Source organism: Sphingopyxis sp. LC81, from assembly GCF_000756375.1.
Taxonomy (GTDB): Bacteria; Pseudomonadota; Alphaproteobacteria; order Sphingomonadales; family Sphingomonadaceae; genus Sphingopyxis.
This window is the reverse complement of the sequence record NZ_JNFD01000035.1, coordinates 280,519-292,346: the sequence shown is the minus strand read 5'-3', so window position 1 is coordinate 292,346 and position 11,828 is coordinate 280,519. Positions and strand designations below refer to the sequence as shown.

Sequence of the window (11,828 nt, the reverse complement as noted above, 5' to 3'; positions counted from 1 at the left end):
CAGCCACTCGCGTTTCGGTGGCGGCGACGGCGGTGGGGGCGGAAAGGCGGTCTGGATCTCGCCGCCTGCGATCGTCTGGCTATAGCCCGGATCGACGAGTTCGGGATCGATCAGCCATCCTCCGCCTGTATCGGCGCTGGGCGGTTCGGACGCGGCCGACCCCTGGGCGATCCACATCGATATCATGTTGAAAAGATGGCCCGGCCCCGATCGTGCATCGATTATGGTGGTAGCGCGAGCGGACCGAGCAAGGCAAGAGATGCTTGCGCGCTGGGCGGCCCCGTTCTAGCGCGCGGAAAAATTCGGCCGGTTTGTTACGCTTGTAACCACCGGCCGCGCGACAGGAGAGACACGTGGACGCGGCCCAAGCGGTGCATGAAAAATTCTTGGCAGCGCTGGCCGGAGGTAGATTGCCCGATCGCGCCGACGCGCCCGATCCCGCGGTGGTCGGCCTGTCGCGCGCCGAGGCGACCGATATCTTCCTGTCGCAGCTGACCAGCCGCCAGATGGACCGCCTCTCGCGCCATCTGCAGGCGCGCGGCGAGGGCTTTTATACGATCGGATCGTCGGGGCACGAGGGCAATGCCGCGGTCGCCGCGGCGCTGCGCGTCACCGACATGGCGTTCCTCCATTATCGTTCGAACGCGTTCCAGCTCCACCGGTCGCGCCAGCTTCCGGGTGGGACGCCGACGTGGGACATGTTGCTGAGCTTCGCGGCGTCGTCCGAAGACCCGATCTCGGGCGGACGCCACAAGGTGATCGGATCGAAGCCGCTCAATATCCCGCCGCAGACCTCGACGATCGCCTCGCACCTGCCCAAAGCGGTCGGCGCCGCTTTCTCGATCGGCATCGCGCGCCGGCTCGGTATGACCGGGCTGCCGCTCCCCGACGACGCCGTCGTGCTGACGAGCTTCGGCGACGCGTCGGCGAACCATTCGACCGCGCAGGGCGCGTTCAACACCGCGGGCTGGGCGGCGTTCCAAGGGTCGCCGATGCCGCTCATCTTCCTCTGCGAAGACAATGGTATCGGCATTTCGACGCGCACGCCGACGGGCTGGATCGAGGCGCAATTCCGCCACCGCGCGGGGCTGCATTATATCAAGTGCGACGGCACCGACCTCGTCTCGGCCTATGCCGGTGCGGCCGAGGCCGCCGACTATGCGCGCCGCTACCGCAAACCGGTGTTTCTCCACATGGCGACGGTGCGCCTCTATGGCCACGCCGGCTCGGACGTGCAGGGCGCTTATCTGCCCAAAGCCTTGATCGAGGCCGACGAGGCGCGCGACCCATTGCTCGCGGGCGCCGCGCTGATGGCCGAACATGGCTGGATGTCGCCCGCCGAGATCGCCGACGCCTATGAGGATATCGGCGGCACGCTCGCGCGGCAGGCCGAGGCGGCGATCCTGCGCCCGAAGATCACGACCCCGAAGCATGTGATGGAAAGCCTGATCCCGCCGAAGCGCGAGGTGACGCGCGCCAATACGCCGTCGGACGAGGATCGCAAGGCGATGTTCGGCAGCGACGCCGGCGCGATGGACAAGCCGCAGCATATGGCGCGGCTTTTGAGCTGGGCGCTCGCCGACCTGATGCTCGCGCACAAGGAGATCGTCGTCGCGGGCGAGGATGTCGGGCCGAAGGGCGGCGTCTATAATGTCACCGCCAAGCTCCACCAGCGCTTCGGATCGGCGCGCGTCGTCAACACCTTGCTCGACGAACAGGCGATCCTCGGGCTCGCGATCGGTATGGCGCACAATGGCTTTATTCCGATGCCCGAGATCCAGTTCCTCGCCTATGTCCATAATGCCGAGGACCAGATCCGCGGCGAGGCGGCGACGCTCAGCTTCTTCTCGGACGGGCAGTATACCAACCCGATGGTGCTCCGCATCGCGGGGCTCGGTTATCAGAAGGGCTTCGGCGGCCATTTCCACAACGACAATAGCCTGGCCGTCTTCCGCGATATTCCGGGCGTGATCCTCGCGGTGCCGTCGAACGGGCGCGATGCGGTCGCGATGCTGCGCGAATGTGTGCGGCTGGCGCGCGAGGAACAGCGCGTCGTCGTCTTTGTCGAACCGATCGCGCTCTATATGACGCGCGACTTGCACGAGGAAGGCGATGGCCTGTGGACAAGCGCCTATGAAGCGCCGGGCGACGGCGCGCCGATCCGCTTCGGCGACGTCGGGGTGTACGGCAACGGCACCGACCTCGCGATCGTCACCTATGGCAACGGTTATTACCTGTCGCGTCAGGCCGAAAAGCTGCTCGCCGCCGACGGCGTCAAGGCGCGCGTGATCGACCTCCGCTGGCTCGGCCCGGTCGATGAGGAGAAACTGGTGGCAGCCGTCGGCGACGCGAAACGCATCCTGATCGTCGACGAATGCCGCATCACCGGATCGCAGAGCGAGGCGCTGATGGCGACCTTTGTCGAGCGTACGCCGGGCAAGAAACTCGCGCGCATCGCGGCCGACGACAGCTTCATTCCGCTCGGCCGCGCGGCGACGCTGACCTTGCCGAGCCGCGATTCGATCTATGCCGCCGCGAAGGAGCTGCTCGCATGAGCGCGCGCAAGACCGCGCTCGTCGTCGCCCCCGGCCGCGGCACCTATGGCAAGAGCGAGCTTGGCAGCATCGCGCGGCTGCACGGCGCGCGGTTCGGCGAGCTGATCGCCAATTTCGACGCGCAGCGCCGCGAGCGCGGCCAGCCGACGGTGACCGAACTCGACGGCGCCGAGCGTTTCAGCGTCGCGACGCATATGCGCGGCGATGTCGCCGCGCCGCTGATCTACACTGCGACCGCGCTCGACTATCTCAGCATCGACCGCGACAAGTTCGACATCGCCGCCGCCCTGGGCAATTCGATGGGCTGGTACAGCGCGCTCGCCCTGGGCGGTGCGGTGTCGGTCGAGGACGGCTTCCGCATCTCGAACGCGATGGGACTCAACAGTCAGACGCACGGTCCCGGCGGGCAGATATTGCTGCAAGTCGTCGATGAGGATTGGCGGCCGGTGCCGGGGCTGCGCGAGACGCTGTTTGGTCTTGTCGCCGACATATCGGTGCGTCCGGGCCACGCGCTCGCGCTGTCGATCGACCTCGCTGGCATGCTCGTGTTCGCGGGCAATGAAGAAGGTCTTGCCGCGCTGCTCGCCGAAGCGCCGCCGACGCCGGGGCGCGATCCGCTGCGCCTCGCGGGCCATGGGCCGTTCCATACGCCGCTGATGTTCGGCAGTTCGGACAAGGCGATGGCCGAACTGCCGCATTCGCTCTTCCACCGCCCCGCGCTGCCGCTGGTCGACGGGCGCGGGCATATCTGGCGCCGCCATGCGAGCGATCCGGCCGCGATTTGGGATTACACCTTCGGCCACCAGATCCTCGCGCCCTATGATTTTGCGCTGTCGGTGCAGGTCGCGGTCAGGGAATATGCCCCCGACGTCATCATCCTGCCGGGCCCCGGCGACACGCTCGGCGGCGCGATCGCGCAGTCGCTGATCGGCATCGGCTGGCAGGGAATCCGGAGCAAGGCCGATTTCGCGGCGCGGCAGCTGGCCGACCCGATCCTGCTGTCGATGGGCCGCGCCGAACAGCGCGCGCTCGTCACCGAATAAGGATAGGGCCGGCAGAGGAGGAACATCCCCTGCCGGCCCGTTCGCATGGAATCAGGTGGGGTTGACCCCATGCGGATGAACGGCAGCGCCAATGGGGACCAACTCAAGGGCGGGACACCGTTCATGTCCCTTATAGGCGCACGGCGCCGCATCCGGCCGGGCGTCCTGCACAATCAAGCGCCAAAACGGAGCGGATTGCCCGCCGCGCCGCGCGCGAACTCGGCGATGAACTGCAGCCGCAGCAATTCGGCGACGTTGCCTGCACCGGCGCGGCGCATGATGTTCGCGCGGTGCACCTCGACCGTGCGGGGGCTGAGTTCCAGCTGACGCGCGATCGCCTTGTTGCCGAGCCCCGCCGCGATCGCGTCCAATATATCGCGCTCGCGCGGGGTCAGCGCCGCCAGCCGTGCCTCGGCCTCGCGGTGTCGGTCGAGCGCACCCTGCCGCGCGCGCCAGTCGGCGAGCGCCGCATCGATCGTGCGGCGGACGAGGCGTGGGTCGAGCGGCGCGGGTAGCAGATCCTGTGCCCCGCCGCGCAGGATCGCGCGCGATTCGGCGATGCTCAGCTGCTCGGCGGCGACGAAGGCGACGATCCCAGCGCGCGCCGCGACGCGGTCGAGCAGCGCCGCGCCGCCGATCCGGCCGGGCTGGCACCAGTGAAAGAGCAGGATGCCGCACGAATCCTGGCCCTCGGCTTCAACCCACGCGTCGGCGCTGGCAAAGCTGCGCACGATCCGTTCGGACCCCGCCGCGAGCACACGGAAACAGGCCGCCCGCTCGGTCGGGTCGGGCAGGATCAGATGGATATGGCCCCCGCTTTCGATCACGAAAACCGGGATGCCGGTTGAGGCCGCGTGCGAACAGCGGCGAAGGGTCGGCGATGGCGCCATTTTGGAGCCGCCGATCGACCGCGGGCTGGCGCGCGGCGGTTGGCGCCGCAGGTCAGTCGGCGGGATTATGCTTGGCGAGGAAGGTTTCGATCGAGGTCAGCAAGGTCATGCGATCGGCCTGACGCGTGAAATAATGGTCGGCGAGCGGGACCGACACGAACTCGACCGTCTTGCCGGCTTTCGTCATCGCCGAATACATGCGCGCCGACTGGCCGTGGTCGACGGTGACATCCTTCTTGCCGTGGATGAGCAGCAGCGGCGCCTTGATCCGGGCGATGGCGTTGATCGGCGAGACGGCGGCGAAATCGGGGGTCATCTTCTGCCACTGGCCGCGATAGAGGCGTTCGCGCATCATCCCGCCGAAATCATTGACTTCGCGGCGCAGGTTGGCGACGCCGTTGATCGAAATCGCGCAGCGATACAGGTCGGGATCCTTGACGGTCCCCCACATCGCGGCATAGCCGCCATAGGAGCCGCCGACGATGCACACGCGTTTGGGGTCGGCGATCCCCTCCTTCACCGCCCAGTGGACGCCGTCGGTGACATCGTCCTGCATCGCGAAACCCAGCTGTCCCTGACCCGCTTTTTCGAACGCGGCGCCATAGCCGGTCGATCCGCGGAAATTGGGCTGGAGCACGGCGTAGCCGCGTTCGGCGAGGAACTGCGCCCAATAGTCATAGCTTAGCTCGTCGTGGCCCCACGGCCCGCCGTGCGGCATGACGATGAAGGGCAAATTCTTGTCGCGCCGGCCGCGCGGCATCGTCAGCACACTCTCGATCTCGAGCCCGTCGCGCGCCTTGTACTGGACCATCCGCCCGCGCGAGAGGCGTTTGCCGCCGATCATGTCGTTCATCGCCGCCAGCTTGACCAGATCGCCCGTCGCCGCGTCGAAATAGAAGAGCAGGCCGGGATTGTCGGGGGTGCTGAAGCGTACCAGCATCTTGCTCTGATCGGCGCTCAGGCTCTCGATCCGGACCTTCGATTGCGGCGAGGCCGCCTCGAGCGTCTTTTGATGCGCCGCCATCGCCGGATCGATCCAGCGCAAGGGCGTGCTGCGGTCGCTGGTCCGGACGCCGAGCAGCTTCGCCCCGTTCGATGCCAGCAATACGCTTTCGACATCGGCATCGTCGGCCGCGTAGACCGTTCGCACCGCCTTGCCAGTTGGAACGTCGATCTCGACGACCGCGGACCGGCCACCCTCGATTTCCTTGATGACGAACCCGTTGTTGCTGCCGGGCACGAAGTGGAAAGGAATGGTCAATTCCTCTTCGGCGCCGAGCTTTGCGCTGTCGATCACGCGCAACGCCCCTTCGCCCTGCGATCGGTACAGCAGGGTCGACTGGGTACTTGCGTCGCGATAGCCGATGCCAAAGCGTATCTGGCCGAGATGGTCTGCACCCCAGTCGAAGACATTGGGACGCGGTCTTTCGGCGATCCGCTTGCGCCCGGTCGCTACGTCGACGCGATAGACCGCCGGCCAGAAATCGGGAAGGTTGCTATAGATCGAGTTTTGCGCCGCGATGAGGATTTCGGTGCCGCCGTCGGCCGGAACCCACAACACGTCGGACGCATTTTGCCCGCCGCTGTCCCAGAGCAGCCTGGTGATCTTTCCCGTCCCGCGGTTGATGCCGATCACCCGCGAAATATACCAGCGGTCGGCCTCGACCGGCATCAATGAATAGAGGCCGACGATGATATTGTCGTTTCCGACCCAGCGGATCCACGCGACCTGAGTCTGGTCGGGAACGGCGATCAAGACCCGTTTCGACCGGTCGCCCTGCAGGGACATCATCATGATGCGCTGCTCGCCCGCGATCCCGAACAGCCCCGCGATATGCGTGCCGTCGGGCGACAGATCGACATCTTCGACGAACGGCAGCGCGGCGAAGGCGCTGGTCGGCAACGGGGCAAAGGTCGGGGTTACGGTCGGCGCTTTGGAATCCGCCGCGGCGAGCGTGCCCGGAGAGAAAAGAGGCACTGTCGCGGCCAGAATATACGCGCGCCATGACACCCGCGCCACATCCCGCTTATGCTTGCGCTCAAGCCCCAACACATCCTCCCCCCGAAAGACAGACAGCTATATCGTCGGCCGGTGTTTTCCCGAACTAGGTGAAAAAATCAAATGTTACTCGCCACCTAGCTTTGGGCGTGCGAAGACTTGCTGGAGGGCACTCTGAAGTTCGCATCTCTACGGAGCTTTCGGGATCGGCGGTGCTTGCAAAAAAGAGGGCGCATTTGGCCCCGATAACCGTCTTGTCTTTGGAGAGGGAAAAAAGGGAGAGACGTGACGGCGGAACCTGCCTCCGAACTGGAGCGGTTGACCCGGAATTTCCGGCCGCCGCTGATCGCCTTTTTTTCCCGGCGCGTTGCCAGCCTCGCGGAAGCCGAAGACATGACCCAGGAAGTTTTTTTGCGGCTATCGAACGCGCAAAGGGGCGATGAAGAGACGAGTGCCGCCTATATTTTCCGGATCGCCGCCAATTTGGTGACGGACCGGGCGCGCCACGACCGCGTGCGCCGGAACTTCGCGGACGCGGTGCGAAGCGACGCCAGCGCCGGCGTCGACGGTTTTGACCCCTTTCGGATCGCTTCGGCGCGCGAATCGATTTCGATCCTGTGGGCCGCGATCCAGGCGCTTCCCGAACCGACGCAGCAGATTTTCATATTGTACCGCGTCGAGAATATTCCGAAGCAGACGATCGCCGATAATTTCGGATTTCACCTCCGCACCGTCGACAAGCATATTTCGCGCGCGCTGGTCTTCCTCGCGCGCCGCATGGAGCGGCGGCCATGATGGCTCCACAGAATGACAATGATCGGATCGCCGAGCGGGAGGAACAGGCCGCCGCCTGGTGCCTGCTCATCGCCGACCGCGCGCTGACCGTCGGCGAACAAAGCGATTTCGACGAATGGCTGGCGGCGGACGAGCGCCACGCCCACCATTTCGAGCAGATGGTGACGGTGTGGCAGGGAACCGACGCGATCGCCGAAATGCCCGGCTTCCTGTCGCTCCGCGCCGAAGCTTTGACCGCGATGGAAAAGGCGCGCCGCGCGGCCGAGCCCGCGCCGACGCGCCGCCGTGCTGTCGCGACGATGGCCGCGCTCGCGATGACCGCGGGCATGGGCGCCTGGTATTGGAGCGAGAGGCCCGACGTCTATTCCACCGAGGTTGGCGAGCGGCGGATCGTCCGGCTCGACGACGGGTCGAGTGTCTCGCTCGATGCCGCCAGCCAGATGTCGGTATCCTTCACCGACCATCGCCGCGCGATCATACTCGATCGCGGCCGGGCGAAGTTCGATGTCGCAAAAGATCCGCTCCGGCCGTTCACCGTGACCGCGGGTTCGCAATCGGTGGTGGCGATCGGGACGAGTTTCAGCGTCGAGCTGCTGCGCGACCAACTCCGCGTCATGCTGTTCGAAGGGCAGGTCGCCGTCGTTCCGCGCGGCGCGGCCGCAAGGCATATCAAGGCGCGGCTGCCGGCCACGCAGGCGACGACCCAGCTTTTGCCCGGGCAGGAACTGGTCGCCAGCCTTTCGTCGGGCGCGACGGAAATCCTTCCCGTCGATGCGGGACGCTCGCTGGGGTGGGAAGGCGGGCAGGTCGATTTCGTCGATATGCCGCTGAGCGACGCGGTCGAGCGGATCAACCGCTACGCGGCATCGCCGATCGTCCTCGCCGATGCGGCGGCCGGCCGTCATCTGGTCAATGGCGTGTTCGATGCGGGCGACGCCGACAGTTTCGTCAAGGGCGTGACCTCGCTCTATCCGCTGGCCGCGCACGAAGAAGGCGGCAATATCATTATCCAAACTGTAAATTCGAATAACGACGAAGAAAAAATGGACCAAAGATAAAAATCTGGGGCGCAACCGGGTGGGTGGTTCGTCTTTATGACAGAGGGGCAATAATATCGATCCCTCGCATAGAGGGAGAGGGTATGTCCAAACGTCGTTATTTGTTGTCGAGTCTTGCGCTCGGCGCGCTGGTTGCCGTGTCGGCACCTGCCTATGCTGAAGCGCGCCAGGTTCAGCAGTTCGATATTCCGGCCCAGGATCTGGGCGGCGCATTGCGTGCTTTCGCGCGCGCGTCGGGGGTGCAGGTGATTTTCGACGGCAAGGCGGTGCGCGGCAAGCGCAGCGAGACCTTGCGGCACCGGTCGGGCGCCGAGGAGGCGCTCCGCGAACTGCTTCGCGGGACGGGGCTGACCTATCGCCGCGACGGAAAGATATTCGTCATCAGCCCGATGCGCCGGATCGCGCAGCTTCCGGCGGAAACGGCGAGCGCCGCGCCGATAGCCGCCGCGCCCGAGGCACTGGTCCGGGAAATCAGCGACGGCAACGAAATCATCGTGACGGCGCAGAGGAAGGAAGAGAAGATCACCGACGTGCCGATCGCGATGACGGCGCTGTCGGGCGACGCGCTCGATGATCGCAAGATCGAGGGCGGATCGGAACTGCTGCGCGCGGTCCCCAACGTCAGTTTCTCCAAAACCAATTTCAGCATGTATAATTTCTCGATCCGCGGAATTGGGACGCAGTCGATTTCGGCGTCGAGCGACCCGGCGGTCGCGGTCAGTTTCAACTCGACCCCTCTCGTTCGCAATCGCCTGTTCGAAGCCGAGTTTTTCGATTTGCAGCGCGTCGAAGTGCTCCGCGGCCCGCAAGGCACGCTTTACGGCCGAAACGCGACAGCGGGCGTGGTGAACATGATCCCCGCGCTGCCCGAGGCGGACTTCGGCGGCGAGATAAAGGGCGAGGTCGGAAATTATTCTACAAGGCGCCTCAGCGGCATGCTCAACATTCCCTTGGGCGATACCTTGGGCGTTCGTGTCGCAGGCATCATGACCAAGCGCGATGGTTATGATTATAACAGCTTTTTTCAAACCCGCATAAATGGCCGCGACCTGTGGTCGACGCGCGCCACCGTGGCTTGGGAGCCCAGCGACAGCTTTCGCGCCAATGTGATCTGGCAGCATTTCGAGGAAGACGACAACCGTCTGCGCACGGGCAAGCAACTCTGCACCACGGATCCGGGCGCGGCAAAAGTTGGCAATGTGGCGGTTACCGACGTCAATCTTCGCGGGCGCATAGGTCAAGGCTGTCTGCCGGGGTCGCTTTATGATGATGCGGCATTCGGCACGCCCAACGGTTCGGCGCTCGTATATCTGTACCATCCCAGTGAGGGCATGAATGTCGGCACCCTGCGACGGCCAGGCCAGCCCAATCGGGTATTGCCGCAGGTAAAGATCCGCAATCCGCTCGCCGGCGTGACACAATCGCGAAATTTGCGTGAAATTTCATCAAATTATGATCCGATATTCCGGGCAAAAAATGATGTCGTCCAATTCAATATGGAATTCAAGCCATCGGAGGCGCTGCAGTTCATTTCACAAACAGCTTATTCTCGGGACCGTTTTTTCTCGTCCCAAGATTATAACCGTTTTGTCACTGTTCCATTGTTCGAGGATTCGGCTCAACCAAATTTGTTCATTGGTAACAGGCCGATAGATTCTGCAAATTATCCGGGCCCCACCCCGGGAGGGATATTTTGCGACCCGCAACTGGGGTGCTCGGATCGCATGATCTCAGCCGACTTGAATCACTCAAGAAACAGGCAATGGTCACAGGAGTTTCGGCTTCAGTCCAGTTTCGACGGGCCGGTAAATTTTCTTACCGGCGCGAACTATCTCGATTTCAAGTCGCAAGACAATTATTATGTATTCAACAATATGTTCACGCTGATCGCGGAACGGCAATATAGCAGCACCCCTCCTCTCGGCCCCGGTAGTGTTCCTGGAAGAGGCCTGCTTCCGTGCGAACTCGGGAATGAAGACAGGGAATGCCCCTATGTCGATCCAAATCCGCTCGATAGCTTGAACAATCAGGGTCATAATTATTTTCTGAGTCAGAATGGCGTTCGTATAAAGTCCTGGGCGGCTTTTGGTGAAGCCTATTGGAATATCAATGAAGACCTCAAGCTGACGCTTGGCGCTCGTTATACAAAGGACAAAAAGCGCGCAGATCAGGTTCCCAGCCAATTGCTGCTCGGTGGAGGAATCAATAATCCGTCGGGGCCGGCATTTGTGGGGGACATCACCGGCGGCCGCGTCAATAGCGGATATCCTGCGCTGGACGATATCGTGCAGTCCTGGGGCCGGTTCACCGGGCGGGCGGTGCTCGACTGGAAGCCGGATCTGAATTTTACCGATGACACGCTGATCTACGCCTCGGTCTCGCGCGGATACAAGGGCGGCGGGGTCAATCCACCCCGCATCGACTTCAATCCGAATGTCGTGCAGTTCCAGTTTCTGCCGCAAACTTTCAGGCCGGAATATGTCAACGCCTTTGAAATCGGCACGAAGAACAGTTTCGATGGCGGGCGCTTCACGCTGAATGCTACCGGCTTCTTTTACGACTATAAGGATTTTCAGGTTTCCCAGATCGTCGATCGCATCGCCTATAACGAGAATTTCAATGCGACGAGTTGGGGACTGGAATTCGAGGCGGCGTGGCGGCCCTCCCGTGCTTTCCGTGTCGACGCCAATCTGGGCTATCTCAAGACCCGGCTGGGCAAGGGGGCGCAGTCGATCGACGTGATGAACCGGACGCAGGGCGATCCCGACTGGGTCGTGCTGCGCCCCTGGCTGCAGGTTCCGTCGAACTGCATTGCGCCGAGCGCGTTGGTCGAACGAATTCTGGCCAGAGGCGGCGGCGCGGTTGCCCTTGCGGCTCTATGTCCCGGAGCCGATCGTCTCGGCAGCTATGCACCCGACAGAAGGGCCAATGGTCCTGATTTCTGGCGGTTGTATGGCGTTACCTATAATCCGCTGGCGCCCTACGATCCGACCAAGGTGGGGGTGATTGCTCCCTTCGATCCCGCCAATCCGAATGCCTGGAAGGGCGCAACAAGTGGCGCGCCCAATGGCGGCCGCGGCTTCTATGCCGATCTGACCGGCAATGAACTGCCCAATGCTCCGCGCCTTACGGCCAATATCGGCGCTCAATATACCTTCTTTATCGAAGGCGGTGATTGGGAACTGACATTCCGCGGCGACTATTATCGCCAGTCGAAAAGCTATGGCCGGGTTTATAACACGGAGTTCGACAGGCTTCGTGCTTGGGATAATGTCAACGTGGCCGTCACGCTGGCCCGTTCGGAATCCGATTTCGCGCTCCAGTTCTATGTCAAAAACCTGTTCAAAAAGACACCAATTACCGGCTTCTTTGTGAATAGCGATGACAATGGACTTACCACCAATGTGTTTACGCCTGATCCGCGCATCATTGGTCTTAGCGCAGCGGTGAAATTCTGATTTACATCATTCGCAACAGTTAGAGGAAAC

General features: G+C 63.3%; 7 protein-coding genes. 5 read left to right on the top strand and 2 right to left on the bottom strand.

Translation table 11 applies throughout. The features are described 5' to 3' along the window. The first annotated feature begins 353 nt into the window (after positions 1-353). Both FG91_RS17265 and FG91_RS17260 read left to right on the top strand, forming a co-directional pair. On the top strand, positions 354-2,555 hold the full coding sequence (locus FG91_RS17265) for a thiamine pyrophosphate-dependent enzyme (RefSeq protein WP_037517302.1): 2,202 nt from the start codon (positions 354-356) through the stop codon (positions 2,553-2,555). Beyond that, entirely contained in the window at positions 2,552-3,598 is a 1,047-nt protein-coding gene (locus FG91_RS17260; protein ID WP_037517299.1) for an ACP S-malonyltransferase, read from the top strand. The genes FG91_RS17265 and FG91_RS17260 overlap by 4 nt, the downstream gene beginning before the upstream one ends. A gap of 173 nt (positions 3,599-3,771) precedes the next feature. Here FG91_RS17260 and FG91_RS17255 read toward each other — a convergent pair whose 3' ends face one another. Both FG91_RS17255 and FG91_RS17250 read right to left on the bottom strand, forming a co-directional pair. Beyond that, positions 3,772-4,488, bottom strand: a complete 717-nt coding sequence (locus FG91_RS17255; protein WP_081940656.1) for a response regulator transcription factor — start codon at positions 4,486-4,488, stop codon at positions 3,772-3,774. A 52-nt stretch (positions 4,489-4,540) separates the two neighbouring features. Continuing rightward, positions 4,541-6,466: an alpha/beta hydrolase family protein gene (locus tag FG91_RS17250; RefSeq protein WP_152568157.1), complete on the bottom strand. Its 1,926-nt coding sequence runs from the start codon at positions 6,464-6,466 to the stop codon at positions 4,541-4,543. A 306-nt stretch (positions 6,467-6,772) separates the two neighbouring features. Here FG91_RS17250 and FG91_RS17245 point away from each other — a divergent pair, with 306 nt between their 5' ends. The 3 genes from FG91_RS17245 to FG91_RS17235 all read left to right on the top strand — a co-directional run bounded on the left by FG91_RS17245 (position 6,773) and on the right by FG91_RS17235 (position 11,798). Then, positions 6,773-7,282 (top strand): RNA polymerase sigma factor, encoded by a 510-nt coding sequence (locus FG91_RS17245; protein ID WP_037517297.1) that lies wholly within the window; start codon positions 6,773-6,775, stop codon positions 7,280-7,282. After that, the gene (locus tag FG91_RS17240; RefSeq protein WP_081940655.1) at positions 7,279-8,340 is read left to right on the top strand and encodes a FecR family protein; all 1,062 of its coding nucleotides are present in this window, start codon (positions 7,279-7,281) and stop codon (positions 8,338-8,340) included. Before FG91_RS17245 ends, FG91_RS17240 begins: the two co-directional genes overlap by 4 nt. Positions 8,341-8,423: 83 nt before the next feature. Next, complete coding sequence (locus FG91_RS17235; protein ID WP_052187798.1) at positions 8,424-11,798, top strand: TonB-dependent receptor domain-containing protein; 3,375 nt, start codon at positions 8,424-8,426, stop codon at positions 11,796-11,798. Positions 11,799-11,828 lie beyond the last annotated feature (30 nt).

Excerpts from the sequence above, each read along its gene's own strand:
- FG91_RS17260 (WP_037517299.1), top strand. The coding sequence starts at position 2,552 with ATGAGCGCGCGCAAGACCGCGCTCGTCGTCGCCCCCGGCCGCGGCACC.
- FG91_RS17235 (WP_052187798.1), top strand. The coding sequence starts at position 8,424 with ATGTCCAAACGTCGTTATTTGTTGTCGAGTCTTGCGCTCGGCGCGCTG.
- FG91_RS17240 (WP_081940655.1), top strand. The coding sequence starts at position 7,279 with ATGATGGCTCCACAGAATGACAATGATCGGATCGCCGAGCGGGAGGAA.
- FG91_RS17255 (WP_081940656.1), bottom strand. The coding sequence starts at position 4,488 with ATGGCGCCATCGCCGACCCTTCGCCGCTGTTCGCACGCGGCCTCAACC.